The sequence below is a fragment of the Iningainema tapete BLCC-T55 genome (assembly GCF_014698965.1).
Classification (GTDB): Bacteria; Cyanobacteriota; Cyanobacteriia; order Cyanobacteriales; family Nostocaceae; genus Iningainema; species Iningainema tapete.
Genome location: NZ_JACXAE010000086.1, coordinates 119,894 through 139,429 on the forward strand (window position 1 = coordinate 119,894; position 19,536 = coordinate 139,429).

A 19,536-nucleotide genomic window follows, 5' to 3' on the forward strand; every position below is an offset into this window, starting at 1 on the left:
CTTTGTAGGGAAGACAGCCCTTACTACAAACTTTCATTTATTTACGCCTACTTACTTATACTTCCTGCAATTGTTCCGACACTTGAATTTTTGGCAAAGGCTCTAGGGGAGAAGTTACAGGCGAGTAGCGACAATAACAAATCACAATTGCTTCAAAACCACTGGTAGGAACTTCGGGAGTATACTCCTCAACCCTGATAACTTCCCAATCTCCTACTCTACTGTGAGTACTAGCACCAGGAAAGCGCGGATCGACAAACTGCTCTATTCTGTGATATTCTCTCAACCTGTAACCCGGTTGAGGTAATGAACGCCCGGATGAGTCAAAGTTTTCTGCAAGAATATCAGTAATAGCCCCAGTGTGAGCCAGTTGTCTTTTTTCAGATCCCTCCTCCTCCCTCCAGTCTCTTGTTTACTCCTTATTCTTTGCGAGCGAGGCAAATATCTGTTGACGTGATTGCTATTTATCTTGATCTTATAGCAGTTTTCGGGTAAAATTACTACATTGCAAGAGTAAAAGACCGTTCACGCTTTCTCAACGATGAGTATTGAACGCTAAAACCAAACTACAAAAAAATTCTACCTGTAAATTTTTCTGTGATTTATACTCCCCATGAAATTGCGATCGCAACCCATCACAGGATTATTTACAGCAAGAATTAATTTAAAAACAAGTTGAGTAAGGTTGGCTCCCCCGGCGATCGCATTGAGGTTCTCTTCTAGCTGAAGACTAACCATAATCTCTAAATCATCACGGTTAGGATAAGCATTTGTAATAGCTTCGAGCAATTTCTTGCGTTGATCACCTGTTAGGCGCATAAAAACTTCACTCAAGTATATATTAATTTAATTAGGTTACTTTAGGAACTGGTAATCGTGTTATTTTTCACAAACAACACTAATTTTCGGGCTTTAAGGTAGTATCGTCGAGGGAGAATGTGACAAGCGATCACTGGAAAATCAGATCTTGCACCCGCTTTTTGTCCGCCTAGAAATTTATTTCTAGGCTAATAGCTTAAGTAAGAAGACAGCTTACTAGGTAGATATTTTAGTCCGTTAAAACGGACTTTGGCTATAAGCCCTTACATAAGTCAAGGCTTACTCAGGGTGAGGTGCAAGATCTGAGTTAACGCACCCTACAAATTTAAGATTGACTTTAAAAATCAGATTTAACCCTTCAAAGCCTTCCTAAAATTGCGACGATAGGACTTATTGATAATAAATAAAGCAGGCCATAATAAGGATAAACTAAGACGATTGGGCAAAGTTCGAGAGAAATTAGTTCGCTCAAAACCTTTCCAAAACTTCCAAAAGCCAGCTACGTAACCGACAAATAATAAGATACTAATTAACTCACCCATTGCAATTAACTCCGCAAGCAACAGAAAAAATTCGAGTCAGCCATTCTCACACCATAATGACAATTTACACCCCAAACCAAAGAAATAACAACTCGAATAGTGCTTCCCACTCACTTTTATACCAGTGTAAAGTAGCTCTTCGGCTTACGGCTATAGAGTATGAATCTTGATTTTATGCGGATAAACCAGATACTCTGACAAAAGGATATTCTTAATTCAGGCTAGATGAGACTTGCGGAAGTTCCGCAAAAGTAAACATCCATAGGAGACTAGAGAAAGAAGAACAAAACACTTATCACTGGGTTTTAACGCCATGACTGGTGCAATAGATAAGGAGGATTTATGCGTGCAGTACTAATGGCTGGGGGATCGGGAACACGGCTTCGCCCACTAACTTGCGATTTACCCAAACCTATGGTGCCTATTCTCAATCGTCCAATTGCCGAACATATCATCAATCTCCTCAAAAGGCATCAAATTACAGAAGTAGTTGCCACTTTACACTATTTACCTGATGTTTTGCGAGATTACTTCCAAGATGGCAGTGATTTTGGCGTGCAGATGACTTATGCGGTAGAAGAAGATCAACCATTGGGAACGGCAGGCTGCGTGAAAAACATTGCCGAGCTTCTGGATGAAACTTTTTTAGTAATTAGTGGTGACAGTATAACAGATTTTGACCTCTCAGCAGCAATAGAATTTCACAAACAAAAAAAGTCGAAAGCAACTTTGGTTTTGACTCGTGTACCCAATCCAGTAGAATTTGGAGTGGTAATTACCGATGAAGAAAATCGGATTCGCCGATTTTTAGAAAAACCTTCTACTAGTGAAATTTTTTCCGATACAGTCAATACTGGCACTTACATCCTGGAACCAGAAGTTTTGGAATATTTGCCAGCCAATACTGAATCAGACTTTTCTAAAGAATTGTTTCCTTTGCTACTCTCAAAAAACGAGCCAATGTATGGCTACATTGCTCAAGGTTACTGGTGCGATGTCGGTCACTTAGACGCTTATCGCCAAGCCCAGTATGATGGATTACATAGCAAAGTAAAGCTCGACTTTGCCTACCAAGAGAAAATGCCTGGAGTATGGGTAGGTCAAAACACTCATATTGATCCTACTGCTGAAATTGAAGCTCCAGCAATTATTGGTGATAATTGTCGTATTGGGGCAAGAGTGCAGATCGAAGGTGGAACTGTAATTGGTGATAACGTAACCATTGGTGCTTATGCTAATCTGAAGCGACCAATTGTCTGGAATGGTGCAATAATTGGTGAGGAAGCTCATTTGTCAGCTTGTGTAATATCTCGTGGTACCCGTGTAGATCGTCGCGCTCATGTATTAGAAGCATCTGTGGTTGGGTCACTTTCTACTGTAGGCGAAGAAGCTCAAATTAGCCCTGGTGTGCGTGTTTGGCCTAGTAAGAAAATTGACTCTGGTGCGATTTTAAACATTAACTTAATTTGGGGTAGCACTGCTCAACGCAATTTATTTGGACAACGTGGCGTGCAAGGACTTGCGAATATCGACGTTACTCCAGAATTTGCTGTGAAGTTGGGAGCGGCTTACGGTTCTACTTTGAAACCAGGTTCACGGGTGACAGTTTCTCGCGATCAACGCAATGTCTCTCGCATGGTAACGCGATCGCTCATCGCCGGTCTATTATCTGTTGGTGTGACAATCCAAAACCTAGATGCCACAGCTATCCCGATGGCGCGTACAGTTATACCCACAATGGGCGTTGCTGGTGGTATCCATGTGCGGGTGCATCCGGATCGCCCTGACTACATCTTAATTGAGTTCATGGATGCTAAGGGAATTAATATCACCAAAGCTCTCGAAAAGAAAATTGAAGGGGCTTACTTTAAAGAAGATATGCGCCGAGCGCAAATGCACGAAATTGGTGATGTTACTTACCCCACAGGAGTTATAGATCGATACTGCACAGCTTTTGAAAAACTGCTACATGTTGATACACTTCGTAACAGTCGCGCAAAAGTGGTCATTGACTACGTATACTCGGTCGCAGGAGCAGTGTTACCTCAAATGTTAGATAAATTTGGGGCTGATGCTGTAGTTTTGAATGCTAGCCTGAATAAAAGTGCTATCTCAACAACCGATCGCGAAGCACTCTTGGTTCAACTAGGACATGTAGTCGAAGCATTGAAAGCTAACTTTGGTGTTCAAGTATCTGCCAATGGAGAACAACTGATTTTGGTTGATGAATCAGGTATTCCCATTCGGGGAGAAATGTTAACAGCACTAATGGTGGACATGATCTTAACCTCTAATCCCAGAGGAACCGTAGTAGTACCAGTTCATGCTTCTAGTGCTGTAGAACAAATTGCTCGTCGTCACGATGGTAAAGTGATTCGCACCAAAGCAAATCCTACAGCATTGATGGAGGCGTGTCAGAAAAATGCCAATGTCGTGTTGGGTGGTAGTGGTGATATTGGCTTTATTTTCCCAGAATTACATCCCGGATTTGACGCCATGTTCTGTGTTGCTAAACTGATTGAAATGCTGACAATTCAGGAAAGAGCGATCGCCACAGTACGCACAGAATTACCTCGTGTAATTCACAAATCTCATGTCATCCGTTGTCCTTGGACAGTCAAAGGGGCATTGATGCGCCACTTAGTGGAAACTCACCCAGCACAAAACCTAGAATTAATCGATGGGGTAAAAGTTTGTCAACCCCATGACGATAGTTGGGTATTAGTTCTGCCCGATGCCAGCGAACCACTAGTACATTTGTACGCAAATAGTAATGATCGCGAATGGGCAGATGAATCCCTCAGAGAATATCGCAATCGTGTGCAGAAGTTTGTCGAACGAGAACAAGAACAAGTAGTAGCGGAGGTGTAATTGCTAATTGCTAATGGTTAATTGCTATGAGCGATTAACCATTAGCAGGTTTCTTTACCCATTCTCAAACCAGTATGAGTTTGTTACATCGATTTCTTAATACACCTCATCATGAGTACCAAGATCGATTAAGACAATCATATCTTCATCAGAATCAGGATTTTGCTGAAATTTGTAGATGATGCGGCAATCATACTCTACCCAACACGCCCACAAACCTTCTAAATCACCTTTCAACTTGTGTGCTTTCAAAGCAGGCGCAAACGGTTCATCCTCAAGTAATTCCAAAACATCAAAAATTTTTTCTTCTAGACGAGGATTTTTGCGAACAACTCGTTTAAAAGCACGCTTAAAACTACTATCCCAAACAATAGCTCTCATTCTTCATTTAACAAATCAGCCCGTAAGTCAGCAATAGTACCACGTTTGGCTGTACCTTTTTTAATGGCTTCCAGCGTTTGTTCTGCATTTCGGGCAATTTCTTGACGCCGTTTTTCAACCCTTCTTTTATGAATCAGTTCCAATAGCAAATCTTGGTCTTCAATTGAAAGATTCTCAACGTATTCAATAACTGTCTGTAAGGACACAGGCTTGTTCATGGACAGAGATTATAAGTTTTGATAATATTTTCTTCTTTTATTCTAACTATGTTAACTTTTATCAGCAGCAATACACTCATAGTTTTACTGAGAAATAAGAAACAGGGAAAAGGGGATAGGTTGTACGGAAACAGCTCAGGTATTGTAACTCATAATTTACATCTTGCACCCTGTCCGTAAAACTATGTAAGATTAAACCATTACCCGAACCGCTACAAAATTACCTCTCTTTTTCTTGGCGTCTTGGCGGTTCATATAAATAGTTTTGTAAGGGCGAACAGCCGTTCGCCCCTACTCGTTTAAGCCGGATAAATCCGCAGACGGCGATTTGGTTCTTCGCCAAAACTGTGGGATTTGAGACGGTAGTGTTCTACCAACTCATGTTGCATTTTACGTACAGGAGCTGAACGTGGTAACAACTCAACTGGCTGTCCTTTGGGAATGACAATTTGCTCGACGGCTAATCTAGCTTCTTCTAGAGCATCCATCTCATCGTCGCTACCGTTGTGCAGAAACAGTTGGAGTTCATTGTCATCGGTAATTTCTGGCTCGTCAATGTTGAGCAACCGCCGCAAACCACGAGAAATTTGTGGAATGGTACTGGATTTAATCATGTGGATTGGTACTTGACGGACTTTAGCCATGTGCCGTAATTTGGCATGGTTTTTGACGTGCGATCGCAACGCCAAAATCGCATCAGCACTATCAATATCTTTTGTCAAGACTACTGGTAAATTCAGTACAGAGACTACCTGTTCCAATTGACCACGACTAATACCATAAGGATAGATATGCAGTGGCAAATCTTCACCATTTGGTCCTGCTGTTTTTTTCGCAGAAAAATCAAAGCTATCTGAGTAGTCTAAAGATTCATTTAGTAAACGGTCAAACTCACTTTGCCCAAAACTTTTTTCTCCGATGTTAGAAAAAGATGGTAGTGGAACCATTTGCCCAGAAGCACGCCAACCGTTAGACTGTCGCGGCGTCCCACCTGCAAAAGATTCATCTTCATTGACAGTAGTATTACCACGACCATTGATCGCAGTAAGTTGGCGCGTTGTCGTTACCTTACCATTTTCATCAACCGTTCTCACTTGTGGGTTGGGTTGGCGTCCCCGCAGCAGATTATCTACCACGTCAGCGACACTTTCGTGAACTACCCAGCGTTGCCGTTCTAACATTTCCACAGCAATCTCGAAAGTAGGAGGAGCTTTGCGTTCCAACACGGTTTTTTGACTACCCCGTCGTCTAGCTTCATCATCCCCCAGTGTCACAGCTTGGATACCACCAACTAAATCAGCAAGGGTTGGGTTTTTGATCAGGTTTTCTAACTGGTTTCCGTGTGCTGTACCTACCAACTGCACGCCTCGTTCCGCAATGGTACGAGCCGCCATCGCTTCCAGTTCTGTGCCTATTTCATCGATCACAATGACTTCTGGCATATGGTTTTCCACTGCTTCAATCATTACCTGATGCTGTAGTTGGGGATGAGCCACTTGCATTCGTCGTGCGCGACCAATCGCGGGGTGGGCGACATCACCATCTCCAGCAATTTCATTTGATGTGTCAATTATCACCACCCTCTTCTGTAGGTCATCCGCTAAAACACGGGCAATTTCCCGCAAAGCAGTAGTTTTACCTACGCCAGGACGTCCCAGCATCAGAATTGATTTTCCAGTTTCTACCAAGTCGCGGATCATCCCAATCGTGCCAAATACCGCTCTACCGACACGGCAAGTTAAACCAATAATCTTGCCTGTGCGGTTGCGGATAGCACTGATTCTGTGCAGGGTTTGCTCTATTCCTGCCCGATTATCTCCGCCAAAAGTTCCCACTCGCTGAATACAATCATCTATCTCATCCTGAGTAACGGGTGTTTCGCTCAGATACTCAGCTCTATCAGGGAAACGAGCTTCTGGGCGACGACCCAAATCCAAGACCACTTCTACTAAACTATCTCGTTGGGGATGCTTCTCTAGTATTTGCCGTAGGTCTTGGGGCAAAATTTCTAATAACTTTTGGAGATCGTCTGTAATCGTCATGCTTTCTTTGGTGACGTTTTTAGAGATAGCAAGGACATTTCCGTGCTGAGTAACCGCAGCATCGGATTAAATGTCCGTATGGCGCGAATGTAGGAAATACCTTTTGTATTCCTACTGCTGTGACTTGAGCTGGGAAACGAGAGAATCAGCAAGCTTTACGGCTTGCCAAAGTAATTCGGTTTCGTCTTCTAGACGGACATTTACGAGTTGATTCACCTCCATAGCTTCTAACTGTTCAAGAATTGGTGACAGCAATAACCGGGCGTAGCTACCGTATGCCACTCCAGAAATTGAGGCAGGGGGGTGGGGGGGCAGAGGCGCAGAGGAGAGAATTCCTTCCTTCTCCCCTGCTCCCCTACTCACAGGCTCCTCTGCTTTCCTTAGCAGTCCCATTGCCTTTAACTTAGCAACGGTGTAGCCATTTGTGCCTCCTGCTAACTGCACATATCCTGGTAATTGAGCTGCCAAAACTTTTTGCCCTAATTTTACCGCCGCTAGAGTCGTGCCATCGCCAATGTCTCCACTCATGGGACGACCATCGGTTTGCCAAATTAAGGCACATGGTAGTGGGGCAATGAGATCGTGTAAAGCATGAAGGTACTCTATTATACCATCTCCATCTGGACAACTAATTGCTACTACAGCAAGACGTTCAACCCATGGTGATATTGCTTGCCACAATCTCTGAAATTCTGCCAAACGTCCAACATTTGTATGAATTTCTACAGCATCCACCCCGTTTGAGAGTATCAATGGCGCGATCGCTCCTGGCGTTGATACATATGATTTTGTATAAATTATACCATATGGACACACAGGTATGCAACGTCCACACCCGTAGCATTTTTGCGCCACTACTCCAGATAAGTCGTATTTTATACTATTAAAAACAATTGCTTGTGCCGGACAAATTCTTTCACATGGTCTGCTACAATCAGTTGGACATTCCGTAGAATTAAACTCTGCTTTGCGAAAATGAGGGTCTTCCCCATCGTTGAGGCTAACCATCAACAGGGGAGACTGGATGTTTTTGCCAAAGCCCCGTCTCGCTCGTTCACTACTCAAGTTAGTTGCAACTGCGATCGCTTCTTGAGCTGCTGCAATTACAGCTGGATCAGCTGCGACATCAATGCAATCAGCACCAGCTAGAGCGTAGGCTAATGTTAAACTTCTAACTGAGCTCAGATGTTGCATACTGGCTCCGCAGATCAGCTTGAACCAGTGACTTTGTTTGAGAGATCGTAAAGGGTCTAAAAGATCAGTCACATTATCTATTATGCTATGCAACTGAAAATAATAGTCAGCTTTTGATAAAAAGTTAAGTTGTAAAGTACAGGTAGGGGAGTGGGTGAGTGGGGGGAAAGAATTAGAAATCCATCATTCAAAGCAAAATTTTTGTGAAATGGTATTACACCCTATCCCTTAGTCTTACCGGAATTTCCACCACAAACTCTGCTCCTTGCCCTGGGGATGAGTGGCAAGTGAGCTTACCTTGGTGTTTTTGGACGACAATCTGATGACTAATCGACAATCCCAGCCCACTCTTACCTACAGACTTGGTGGTAAAAAATGGCTCAAAAACTCGCGCTCGCCACAACTCATTAATACCACAACCGTTATCAGCAATACAAATTTTCACACTATCTGTATTTGTCACCTGTGTGCGAATCTGAATTTTCGGGCATTGGGATGGTGTAACGATATCTTGTGACTTGAGGCATTTAGCATCATTATGGGTTTTTTCTCTGCCCCATGTTCGATGCCCTATTCCCTCTTCTATGGCATCAATCGCATTATTTAACAGATGCATGAATACCTGATTGATTTCACTTGCATAACAAGTGACTAAAGGCAATTTACCATAATCTTTCACTATCTCAATTGCCGGATGATGGGTTGTTGCTTTAAGTCGGTGTTGTAACATCAGTAAGGTACTATCTATACCTTCATGAATATTTACTGACTTGATTTGTGCTTCATCAATTCTCGCAAAATTTTTGAGTGCTAGTACAAGTTGACGAATACGATCCGCGCCGCGAAACATGGCTTCTATCAACTTACGTAAATCGTTGATTAAAAAATACAGATCTGTATCCTTGACTATTTCCTGTATTTTGACAGTGGGATGAGGATATTCTTTCTGATATACTTCAATTATATTTACCAAATCCCCCACATACTGGCTTGCATATTGAAGATTGCCATAGATAAAACTAATTGGATTGTTTACTTCATGGGCAATGCCTGCTACTAATTGCCCCAATGCCACCATCTTTTCATTTTGAATCCTTTGTACTTGAGCAGCTTGTAAATTAACCAACGCCTGTTGTAAAAGAATATTTTTTTCTTCTAATTTAATTTGTAGCAAACGTAAATTAATTTGATTTTCAATTCGTAATATGACTTCTGCACCATGAAAAGGTTTGGTAATATAATCTACACCACCAGCATCAAAAGCCTTCACTTTGTCTAAAACATCATCAAGCGCACTAATAAAAATTACTGGTATTTGGCAAGTTCTCTCATTACTCTTTAGTTGTTTACAAACCTCATACCCATCCATTCCTGGCATGTTAACATCAAGCAAAATCACATCAGGTAAAACCAATTGACATGCAGTTATTGCCATTTTGCCATTTAAGGCTTTGCGCACTTCGTAACCTTGTGCTGTCAGCATTGCTGACAACAAACGTAAATTATTAGGTGTATCATCTACAACTAGTATATTTCCTTTATAATTATTTACCTGATTTAAAAGCATTGCTAACAAAAATAAGTTTATAATTAAATATGAGTAAATATTTTTTGAGCCAATAGTAATTAAATTCCAATTAAGCTCTGTTTAAGCCTAATTTTACCAGAAAATAAAATTTTATAAATAAAATGCTGAAAACCCTAGTCGGGGATTTAAACCCCGACTAGTTCTTCTTTTCTGTTTTTACCAATTCGGGCAGTCTTAAATCAGTGGTGGGTTCAAGCCTCCACTCTATTTCCTTGTACCTTAATTACTTCTGCCTTCTGCCTTCGTTTTGACTTTTTACTTCACATCTGAATAGGGTGGTTTTTTATCAATTGAGCCGATGTGATTTACAGGCCAAAAACGAAGTATGGCACGACCGATAATATTTTCTCTAGGTACAACACCCCAGCAACGACTATCATAGCTACTATTACGGTTATCACCTAGTACTAGATATGAATTTGCCGGGATTGTGACAGCTTGAGATAAGAAAGGCGGTTGTTGTCCTGATGTACAAACATCTACTACTGTACGCTGTCCAGTACCTATATACTGTTCTTGTAGCGGTTTACTGTTAATGTAAACTTTACCTTCTTTAAGTTGTACTTTGTCTCCTGGTAAGCCAACTATACGTTTAATAAAGGCATCTTGATATTGTTCTTTTTGTAGCACTTGGGTTGGTGAAAATACTACAATGTCGCCTCGATTTGGTTGACTAAATTTATAACTCAACTTATCAACAATAATTTTGTCTGCTTCCCACTGGTTTGCAGAACCATGTAATGTAGGTTCCATTGAACCAGAGGGAATCCAACGCGCTTCCGCAACAAATGTACGAATTCCCAAAGCGAGAACAATGCTTAGTACAATTGTTCTACTTAGCTCTCCGAACCAGGAATTATTGGGTTTTTGGCTAGAGTTGTGATCAGACACTTGATTTTGCATGAAATTACTAATGTGTTGACTCTATGGTTAGGTAACCAGTCAGATTGAACATACTGCGTTTTTTTATCTTAACTGTAGAAATTCGTTCTCTTTGGTTACTTTGTCTGGTAGAACGGGTTTCACAGTTAAAAATTATTGGGTGGCTTGTCATATATAACACCAACACGACAGTAATATTATCCCTAATTTTAACTTAATGGTATAGTAGAGAGACATTGAGATCGTAATTAATGCGATATTTTATCTATAATGACAGCCATTAATTATGTATGAATACTTATCAGCGATCAGAATGACACCATGTCAGAATTAACAAGTTTATTGATTCGTCGCGCTCAGACTATTTTACCTAATGGGGAATTAATGATTAGGGATGTACTAACGCGCGATCGCACTATAGTAGAAGTCGCACCAGAAATCTCTAATGCCACCCCCACTAAAGAAATTGACGCACAAGGGTTAACTTTGTTGCCAGGAGTAATCGACCCTCAAGTACACTTTAGAGAACCAGGGCTAGAACACAAAGAAGACTTGTTTACCGCTAGTTGTGCTTGTGCCAAAGGCGGCGTAACTTCATTCCTAGAAATGCCCAACACTCGCCCCCTCACAACTACTCAACAAGCTCTAGATGACAAGTTACAACGAGCAGCCCAAAAGTGCGTGGTCAATTATGGCTTTTTTATTGGGGCAACACCAGAAGATTTACCAGATTTACTCTTGGCAAAACCGACGCCAGGAATTAAAATCTTCATGGGGTCGATGCACGGTCAGCTACTAGTTGACACTGAAACAGCATTAGAACCGATATTTGCTCAAGGATCTCGTCTCATCGCCGTACACGCAGAAGATCAAGCAAGAATCAACACCAGACGCCAAGAATTTGCCGGAATTCACGACGTAGCAGTTCATTCCCAAATACAAGATAATTTAGCAGCACTGTTAGCAACGAAGCTGGCATTAAAGCTTTCGCGTAAATACCAACGTCGTTTACATATTCTACATATGTCAACGGCAGAGGAAGCAGAGTTGTTGCGAGAAGATAAACCAAGTTGGGTGACAGCAGAAGTTACTCCACAACATTTGTGGTTGAATACCAGCGCTTATGAAAAAATTGGTACTTTGGCGCAGATGAATCCGCCATTGCGATCGCCACATGATAACGAAGTCCTTTGGCAAGCGTTGCGTGATGGTATAATCGATTTTATCGCTACAGATCACGCACCCCATACTTTAGAGGAAAAAGCTCAACAATACCCGAATAGTCCTTCCGGAATGCCTGGGGTGGAAACTTCTCTACCACTAATGTTAACAGGAGCAATGCAGGGAAAATGTACTGTTGCTCAAGTGGTTAACTGGATGTCAACTGCTGTGGCTAAGGCTTATGGTATTCCAAATAAGGGGGTAATTGCTCGCGGTTATGATGCTGATTTAGTTCTGGTAGATTTGAATACCTACCGCCCAGTTTTACGTGAGGAACTTTTAACTAAGTGTCGTTGGAGTCCTTTTGAAGGTTGGAATCTCACAGGATGGGCGGTGACAACTATTGTTGGAGGTCAAATTGTTTACGATAAAGGTAAGGTAAATACTGAAGTAAGGGGACAAGCTTTGACGTTTGGTTAGTTGTAGAGACGTTCCATGGAACGTCTCTACAATAGTTATATATGAACCGCACCAGACGCAGAGAACACAGAGAAGACAGAGTACCAAGTAACTAAGTTCACGGGCAATAACCTCATCGTCTCTCCCACTTTCCCCAATTGGAATCTTACCGCACAACAAATTTTTGATTCGGCTTTGTAAATGTGGTATGTAAATAAAATACACATTTATGTTCGTAGTGAGCGCTACTCTTCGAGAAGCCGCTCCGCGTCTACAGCGCTCAAAGCAAGGATTTTAAGCGCTTAAGCGCTTACTACAAACTTTTATTTGTACTTTGTTACTTACTTGTGATCTAAAGGATAATGTTTTGTTAAAAACTTTTCTGCCTCTGAGCGATCGCTAATCACTCCATCTAGGGTAGCGGCTAGTATGTCATCTAATATTAAACGATATTGCGGTCCTGGTTTGTAGCCTAGTTTTCTCAAATCGTTGCCGTTGAGAATGGGTTGAATATTACGCCATAGGGTGAGATATTGCCAAATTTTACGTCTGAGATGTCGTTGGGATTGTACGGCGATAATAATCAGTGTGGGTAAGTCGTAGCTGCGCAACATTTGTACTACTTGACTGGGGCGATGGCTGTTGGTTAAAGATTCGGTGATTTCTGTTTGTGCTGTGGCTAAGTTATCTAAATAATTGATACTGTCATCAGGTAATTGCAGGTTTTTTGCTACTTGCCCTCGGTATTGTGGTTGTAAGTGAGCAATTAAAGCTTCTAAGCGCATTTGCCAGTGGATGAGGGTTTGCTCTCGATCAAATCGTCGCAAACAACGTTCTAATAAATTTAGTTGTCGTAATAGTTCTTGATCTAGTTCAAGGGTAGGATGGATACATTGTAATGCGCCTAAGTCGGATAGTAACTGCAAAGCTGGTTTCCAATAGCGGGCTTCGAGGATGTGTTTTAATTCTGCCTTGAGTCGAGTTTGTAGGGCGGGTGTTTTGCTATTTTCTTTGGCGGTGCGATCATAAACGCCGCTGTTGATGGCATATTGAATATATTCTTGTGTTTGTGCTTCTAATTTAAATCCCAATCGCACAGCAAAGCGTACACCACGATAAATGCGGGTAGGATCTTCAATGAAGCTGTTCGCGTGCAATACTCGAACTTGTTTCGCCTGTAAATCAACTAATCCACCAAAGAAATCTAGTAATTTACCTGCATGGGGAGATGTTAGTCGCAATGCCATTGCGTTGATGGTAAAGTCTCGACGATATAAGTCTTGACGAATGGAGCTTGCTTCTACTTCAGGGTTTGCTGCTGGGTAAGGATAGAATTCTGTCCTAGCGGTGGCAATATCAACCCATAAAGATTCTAATTCTGGATCGTTGTGCCATAGCAAAGCGGCTGTTTGAAATGCTCCATGAATTTCTAAACGTGCTTGGGGATACATTTGCTGTAGTGCTTTTGCTAATTCAACTCCTGCACCTACATCTGCTGAAGAGTGAAAACCATCTACAACCAAGTCAATATCTTGAATCATTAAGTTACCAGTTGTCTGGGCGAGTAGTAAGTCTCGTACTCCTCCGCCAACAAGATAAAGATGCCAACCTCTTTTTTCGGCTTCCACAGAAGCTAAATTTAGTAATTTCCATAATTGAGGTGCAAGACGCGATCGCAATTGTGGGATGTTAATATTTCCTTGTGCTGTCTTGGTTTTGAGACGCCCCGCCGGGGCGTCTCTACCGTCACTGCGTTGATGTAATTCCCGCAATACATCTGTACGGGTGACAATTCCTACTAACTGCTCGTTTTCTATTACTGGTAGCCGCCCGATATCATATGTTACCATGAGCGACTCGATTTCTGGCAGTGTGGTATCTGGGGTAATTGTCTTCATATTCACTGTCATGTAACCTTTGACTGGCGCATGACTGAAGCCGTGGTGTAAAGCAATATCAATGTCTCGGCGAGAAATGATACCTACTAGTTGCCCAGTTGCTTCGACTACAGATAAGCCAGAGTGTCCGTAGCGTAACAAAATGCGTTGTGCTTCGGCAATTGTAGTTTCTGGACGGATAGTACGTACTGGGGATGACATCAAATCTCTGGCGGTAGGTGGATGGGGTATTGTGGCGTTTATCCCGTCTAGGAGTTGTTGTAAGATGGCTTGGGTATCTACTCCACGTAAGTTTAAAGATACTGCTTGAGAATGTCCGCCACCACCTAAAGGTTGAAATAATTTGTGGAGATTAAGATTGGGGATGTGCGATCGCCCAATTAGTGTCAAACTAGATATGTTATCTTCTACACCATATTCATGTGCTAGTAGTAGACTATCAATCTCAGTTAAATCCATTAGCTGTGAAGCCAGACTTGATAAACCAGGTACAAAATTATCTGACTGTAAATTTACCCAAGCTATTTTATATCCATGTATTTCTTGTGACTTTAATTCTTCCAGTGCTAGCTTTAATAACTCTTGTAATTGAGGAGACAAACCAGGATCGAGGTACTGGTTAACAATCTGTAAACTTGCTCCTTGTTGCATCAACCAAGCCAAAGCTAAAGCATCTCGTGGTGTAGCACAACTAAAGGTAAGGGAACCCGTATCAAAGTGAATACCCAAAGCCATTACGGTTGCTTCGGCTTTTGTCAGGGAAATTTGCTTTTGTTGTAATTGCTCGGCGATTAAAGTCGTCGTAGCGCCCACTTGCTCTAAATGTAATTGTGTCGCTTCAATATCCCCAACTTGTTCTAAGTGATGGTCATAAACTATAATTTCCTGAATATCGGGTAAATCTAACCACTCAGCAGCTTTGCCCAAGCGAGTACGATCTTGCAAATCTACCACTACTAAGGAACGAATTGTTTCCGGATTAACTGCACGCCGTTCAATTAACGGATACTCATCACGATACAACGCCAAAAAATCTTTGACAACTGGGTGAACTCCACCTGGTAAGACAATTTTACTTCCCGGTAGCAAGCGTGTTAGTCCTACCGCAGCTCCTAGTGCGTCAAAATCCGCTGTTGTGTGGCAAAGAATTAGATCCATAAGACGTAGAGACGTTCCGTCGGAACGTCTGTACAAGTAAATGAATAAAATGTAGCAATTTCTGCTAGTTTACAATTAAGGAAAAACTATAAACGTTGCCCTGTTGAACATTGTAACTATAGTATCTTGCTGTTTTGGGAGAAGGGAAAAATGTCTGTTATATTCCAAATTGCATTAGTAGCTTTGGTTTTTGTGTCTTTTGCTTTGGTAATAGGGGTTCCTGTTGCATACGCCACTCCCCAAAATTGGAATGAGTCGAAAAGACTTCTTTGGATTGGTTCCGGTGTTTGGTTTGCATTAGTATTTTTAGTTGGTGCATTAAACTTTTTCGTAGTTTAGGCAACTACTTTAAAAAACCACTCTTACATAATGGAAGACGCGGAGACTTACTTGAAGCATTGATGCGGGAAAATATTGACAAAAAACCGCGACTATGCAAATCAATCCGCGTCTTTTTGTTTGTCATCCTGAATTTTTGCCAAAGGAAATGTATATTTTCAATAAGTATAGTTGATTTAGAGGCAGTCATGGCAGTTTTCGAGGGAACTTTTACTGAGACACAACCTTTACGGTTTGCGTTGGTTATTGGTCGATTCAATGACCTTGTGACTAATAAATTACTGGAGGGCTGTCAAGATTGCTTGAAACGCCACGGTGTTGATATCGATCCCCAAGGCTCTCAAGTAGACTATATCTGGGTTCCCGGTAGTTTTGAAGTGCCTGTGGTAGCTCGTCAACTGGCACTGTCTCATCGCTACGATGCGATTATTTGTGTGGGTGCTGTGATTCGGGGACAAACACCTCATTTTGATTTTGTATCTTCTGAGGTAGCTAAGGGTATTGCCGCAGCAGCATTCCAAACTGGCGTACCCGTGATATTTGGCATTTTGACAACTGATACTATGCAGCAGGCTTTAGAACGAGCAGGGATTAAAAGTAATCATGGTTGGGACTATGCTATGAGTGCTATAGAAATGGGTACTCTGATGCGGAAATTACGTTCTAACCTCGCTGAGCCATATGCAGCCAATGCTCAATTGCCAGCTTCGCTCAAAAGTGCTGGCGTAGGCAATTTTACTACTGAGTCAGAACATCTCTAATTGAGTTGGGAATAGGGTATGGGGCAATGGGCTGCCCCATGCCCAAATTTAAAATTACCTCTTGACAATCACAAAGGAGTATGACATGATAGTTTGTAATGAGATTTGCGGGTATAGCTCAGTGGTAGAGCGTCACCTTGCCAAGGTGAATGTCGCGCGTTCGAATCGCGTTACCCGCTTAAGAAAAAGTAAATAAGATGATAAGTGTGTACAAATCAACGCAGGTAGAATGTACTACACTGGATGTAATGATGGTAGGTCATATAGCAAATTATTAGATAAACGCGCCCAAGTTACAGTACCGCTTGTGCAACCTCAAAAAGTGGAAAAAATTGACTTCAATAGCGAGTATCCGTGTCCTTGTCGTCGGCGGGGACAGTTAATTCCGATTACACTAACAGAAGCATTTGGCTGCGATCGCTGTCAGCAAATATTTGTAGTCGAAGATAATGGTTATGCTCTAGAGCAGCTATCCACCACCTACCCATATAAAAGAGCTTGGCGGTGGAGTGGAACTTCATGGCAAGTAGCTCATCCGAAAATGGGAGAAAGTTATTTGCCAGTAGCGCTAGGGATTATTTTCGTGCTAATGATAATATGGTTGCCATTAGCACTGCGTTTAGCAAGTGGTTCTAGCATTATTGCTTGGGCAATGGTGGCAGTGCTATTAGCGATCCTGCCAGCGCTGATGGTCTGGCTTACTTACAGACGTTAATGAGGCTGAGTGTGGATGCTATTGATGATTGCCCTGAACATGTGATAAGTGCCAAACGCGCTTATCAGGCTTCTCTCAAGCTAGGGATAACCAAAGGAGTAGATCGTAGTAGGGCGGTGTGGGCAATGGCACAGTCGCTCCAACAATCATTTGATGACATTCTAGAAGCAAATACCTTGGATCTAGAAGTTAGTCGGGAAATGGCTGTGCCAGAGTTGATTGTGGATTGGCTCAAACTAACACCACAAAGACTAGAAACTACAGTAGAAATTCTCCAAAGGTTAGGCGAATTATCAGATCCTTTGCGGCGGGTAAGACACGCAGACTACCAACTAGAAGACTCTCAGACATACTCCCAATTAATGCCTTTAGGAGTAATTGCTTTTATTTATGAAGCATTTCCTGAAATAGCAGCGATCGCCGCCGGATTATGTATTAAAACAGGTAATAGTCTAATTCTCAAGGGTAGCACCGAAGCGAGTAATTCTAACTTAGTCATAGCGAATGTTTTACAAGCGGCTGTGGCGGAAGCAGGTTTACCAACAGGTAGTATAGAATTTATTGCGGCAGAACATGGAACTTCGATTCGGGATTTAGTCACACAAGAGCAGTACTTAAATTTAGTCATTCCCTATGGGAGAGCTAGCTTAGTACAACAAGTAGTCCGCCAATCAACAGTTCCTGTTTTAAAGTCAGCAATCGGTAACTGTTACCTCTATTGGTCGCCCAATGGTAGCCTAGAAATGGTACGCTGGATGATTTTCGATAGTCATCAAAGTGAGCCAGATCCAGTTAATGCGATTGAAAAAGTACTAATTCATCGCCAAACTTTGCCATCGTCCTTGTCAGTACTGTGGAACAGCTTAAGGGAAAAAGGCTTTGATATTAAAGCAGATGCAGAACTAGTAGAAACATTTCCCCAGTTACAGTTAGCAAAAGAAGGCGAATGGGGCAGCGCTTACTTAAATAAAACAGTAGCTTTTAAACTAGTCGATAGCTTAGAAGCAGCGATCGCTTGGATTAATCAGTACAGTAGTGGTCATGCCGACTGCATTGTCACTGAATCTTACCAGGAAAGTCGGCAGTTTGCTTTAGGAGTGAATAGCGCTTCTACCTATATCAACGCTTCTCCACGTTTTTGCCGCCAACTATCGCGGGGAGATTCAGTATTTTTAGGTATGTCTAACCAAAAAGGACATCGCCGTGGATTGATTAGCTTAGAAAGTCTCACTACCGTCAAGCATATCGTTCAGGGAAATGGGCGATTTTAATAAATGCTAATCGCTAATCGCTAATGGTAAGAAATAACAGCGCCATGAGCAATTAGCAATTAGCATTTATCAATTAGCTCTGACTATTTCCCATTTTGGTAGTATTCCTTAAAAGATAAATACCCTTTAAGAGGATTGTACAGGTGACATTGGTCTGTAATGTACTTCATTAAAGACCATGAAAACTGGCATTCATACAAATATGATCCCCAATTTTCTTGCAAACTACGATGAGCTAACCGCAAATTGTAAGAAGGAATCGCAGTGGAAATGTGGTGAGGGACATGAACATTGATATCGTGGCACAGAAACTCAATCCAGCGAGGATAAATGCAATGAACTGTACCAGATAGCTGCGCTTTTGCCGCATTCCACTCCGTTTCTGCAACAAAGGGAATTTCTGGAACAGTGTGGTGAACAAGTGTAAAGGTACTCATCCAAAAATGATAACCCATCCACGGGATGAACCAAAATTTCACAAATCCCCAGACACCAGTTGTGGCGATTAAAGTTGGGAAAGCGACGAGAGCAAAAAGTACTACCACAGCCACAGAAAGCTTGACACTTGATTGATCTTTGGTGCGAAATTTAGTCCAATCAAAGTGTAAAACTGCCCAATGACCAATAGAACCTACCCACCATAAGCGGTTGCGTGTGAACTTCTCGAAACTCCAGCGTCCGATTTTACCCCAACTTTCAAACACGTGGGGTCGAATCGGATGCCAAGCATTGTCCTCATCAAGCTTATTGGTATGAGTATGGTGGTAATTATGCTGAATGCGCCAAGCGTGGAAAGGGTAAATCAAGGGCATCATAAATAAATGCCCAACTAAATCGTTAACCCAGCGACGCTTAGCAAAAGAACGATGACCACAATCATGACCGATTACAAAAAAACCAGTCAATGCAGTACCTGTAAAAATCCACGCTATGGGCAAAAGAAACCAAGGAGCGAATATTATCCCAGCGTAACCCAGACCAACCATCAAAACATTAGCTACTACTCCTGTCCAAGCTTTGAGTTGGTTTTTTTGGAAACATTCTTTTGGTAGGGTTTTGACTATATCTTTCAGTTTTAAATCCGAATTACTAAAGTCATAAACTGGTTCTTGGCTGTTGATTGTTGATGTAGTCATGAATACCTGATAAACCTAAACTTCACTAGCGTTTCACCAAATCAATCAGTGAATTTCCGCAAAGTTTCTTAACATTGGCGTTTCGGATTATAGCAATAAAT

Annotated in this window: 17 protein-coding genes, 1 tRNA gene and 1 pseudogene; 8 read left to right on the forward strand and 11 right to left on the reverse strand. The window is 41.9% G+C overall.

Features of this window, described 5'->3' with window-relative positions; translation table 11 throughout:
- Nucleotides 1–55: 55 nt before the first annotated feature.
- From ICL16_RS28520 to ICL16_RS28530, 3 genes are all read right to left on the reverse strand, one after another.
- Entirely contained in the window at nucleotides 56–286 is a 231-nt protein-coding gene (locus ICL16_RS28520; RefSeq protein WP_238360998.1) for a hypothetical protein, read from the reverse strand.
- A gap of 293 nt (nucleotides 287–579) precedes the next feature.
- Nucleotides 580–819, reverse strand: a complete 240-nt coding sequence (locus ICL16_RS28525; protein WP_190834915.1) for an effector-associated domain EAD1-containing protein — start codon at nucleotides 817–819, stop codon at nucleotides 580–582.
- A 350-nt stretch (nucleotides 820–1,169) separates the two neighbouring features.
- Entirely contained in the window at nucleotides 1,170–1,361 is a 192-nt protein-coding gene (locus ICL16_RS28530; RefSeq protein ID WP_190834916.1) for a hypothetical protein, read from the reverse strand.
- A gap of 342 nt (nucleotides 1,362–1,703) precedes the next feature.
- Here ICL16_RS28530 and ICL16_RS28535 point away from each other — a divergent pair, with 342 nt between their 5' ends.
- Nucleotides 1,704–4,232 (forward strand): mannose-1-phosphate guanyltransferase, encoded by a 2,529-nt coding sequence (locus ICL16_RS28535; protein WP_190834917.1) that lies wholly within the window; start codon nucleotides 1,704–1,706, stop codon nucleotides 4,230–4,232.
- 96 nt (nucleotides 4,233–4,328) lie between these two features.
- On the opposite strand, the gene ICL16_RS28540 is transcribed toward ICL16_RS28535, so the two are convergent.
- From ICL16_RS28540 to lepB, 6 genes are all read right to left on the reverse strand, one after another.
- On the reverse strand, nucleotides 4,329–4,613 hold the full coding sequence (locus ICL16_RS28540; RefSeq protein ID WP_190834918.1) for a type II toxin-antitoxin system RelE/ParE family toxin: 285 nt from the start codon (nucleotides 4,611–4,613) through the stop codon (nucleotides 4,329–4,331).
- A complete protein-coding gene (locus ICL16_RS28545; RefSeq protein WP_190834919.1) occupies nucleotides 4,610–4,831 on the reverse strand; it encodes a hypothetical protein in 222 nt (73 codons plus the stop codon). The genes ICL16_RS28540 and ICL16_RS28545 overlap by 4 nt, the downstream gene beginning before the upstream one ends.
- Nucleotides 4,832–5,130: 299 nt before the next feature.
- Nucleotides 5,131–6,873 (reverse strand): R3H domain-containing nucleic acid-binding protein, encoded by a 1,743-nt coding sequence (locus tag ICL16_RS28550; RefSeq protein WP_190834920.1) that lies wholly within the window; start codon nucleotides 6,871–6,873, stop codon nucleotides 5,131–5,133.
- A gap of 111 nt (nucleotides 6,874–6,984) precedes the next feature.
- On the reverse strand, nucleotides 6,985–8,139 hold the full coding sequence (gene ldpA / locus ICL16_RS28555) for a circadian clock protein LdpA (RefSeq protein ID WP_190834921.1): 1,155 nt from the start codon (nucleotides 8,137–8,139) through the stop codon (nucleotides 6,985–6,987).
- Nucleotides 8,140–8,281: 142 nt separating this feature from the next.
- Entirely contained in the window at nucleotides 8,282–9,634 is a 1,353-nt protein-coding gene (locus tag ICL16_RS28560) for a hybrid sensor histidine kinase/response regulator (RefSeq protein WP_190834923.1), read from the reverse strand.
- Nucleotides 9,635–9,910: 276 nt separating this feature from the next.
- Nucleotides 9,911–10,558, reverse strand: coding sequence for a signal peptidase I (gene lepB, locus ICL16_RS28565; RefSeq protein ID WP_190834925.1), 648 nt, complete (start codon nucleotides 10,556–10,558; stop codon nucleotides 9,911–9,913).
- Between the two features lie 300 nt (nucleotides 10,559–10,858).
- Between lepB and ICL16_RS28570 the strand changes: the two genes are divergently transcribed.
- Both ICL16_RS28570 and ICL16_RS46135 read left to right on the forward strand, forming a co-directional pair.
- Nucleotides 10,859–12,178: a dihydroorotase gene (locus tag ICL16_RS28570; protein ID WP_190834927.1), complete on the forward strand. Its 1,320-nt coding sequence runs from the start codon at nucleotides 10,859–10,861 to the stop codon at nucleotides 12,176–12,178.
- 78 nt (nucleotides 12,179–12,256) lie between these two features.
- Nucleotides 12,257–12,358 (forward strand): annotated as a pseudogene (locus ICL16_RS46135) (Uma2 family endonuclease); the annotation flags it as partial.
- Nucleotides 12,359–12,498: 140 nt separating this feature from the next.
- Here the strand turns inward: ICL16_RS46135 and ICL16_RS28575 are convergent.
- Nucleotides 12,499–15,213 (reverse strand): CBS domain-containing protein, encoded by a 2,715-nt coding sequence (locus ICL16_RS28575; RefSeq protein ID WP_190834936.1) that lies wholly within the window; start codon nucleotides 15,211–15,213, stop codon nucleotides 12,499–12,501.
- A 150-nt stretch (nucleotides 15,214–15,363) separates the two neighbouring features.
- Here ICL16_RS28575 and psbZ point away from each other — a divergent pair, with 150 nt between their 5' ends.
- The 5 genes from psbZ to ICL16_RS28600 all read left to right on the forward strand — a co-directional run bounded on the left by psbZ (nucleotide 15,364) and on the right by ICL16_RS28600 (nucleotide 18,299).
- Nucleotides 15,364–15,552, forward strand: a complete 189-nt coding sequence (gene psbZ / locus ICL16_RS28580) for a photosystem II reaction center protein PsbZ (RefSeq protein WP_190834939.1) — start codon at nucleotides 15,364–15,366, stop codon at nucleotides 15,550–15,552.
- 188 nt (nucleotides 15,553–15,740) lie between these two features.
- A complete protein-coding gene (gene ribH, locus ICL16_RS28585; protein ID WP_190834941.1) occupies nucleotides 15,741–16,313 on the forward strand; it encodes a 6,7-dimethyl-8-ribityllumazine synthase in 573 nt (190 codons plus the stop codon).
- Nucleotides 16,314–16,420: 107 nt separating this feature from the next.
- A tRNA-Gly gene (locus ICL16_RS28590) sits at nucleotides 16,421–16,492 on the forward strand.
- 128 nt (nucleotides 16,493–16,620) lie between these two features.
- Nucleotides 16,621–17,028: a hypothetical protein gene (locus ICL16_RS28595; protein WP_190835169.1), complete on the forward strand. Its 408-nt coding sequence runs from the start codon at nucleotides 16,621–16,623 to the stop codon at nucleotides 17,026–17,028.
- Nucleotides 17,028–18,299, forward strand: a complete 1,272-nt coding sequence (locus ICL16_RS28600; protein WP_420485312.1) for a glutamate-5-semialdehyde dehydrogenase — start codon at nucleotides 17,028–17,030, stop codon at nucleotides 18,297–18,299. Before ICL16_RS28595 ends, ICL16_RS28600 begins: the two co-directional genes overlap by 1 nt.
- Before the next feature lie 83 nt (nucleotides 18,300–18,382).
- Here the strand turns inward: ICL16_RS28600 and ICL16_RS28605 are convergent, their stop codons facing one another.
- Nucleotides 18,383–19,435 (reverse strand): fatty acid desaturase, encoded by a 1,053-nt coding sequence (locus ICL16_RS28605; RefSeq protein WP_190834944.1) that lies wholly within the window; start codon nucleotides 19,433–19,435, stop codon nucleotides 18,383–18,385.
- Between the last annotated feature and the right edge of the window lie 101 nt (nucleotides 19,436–19,536).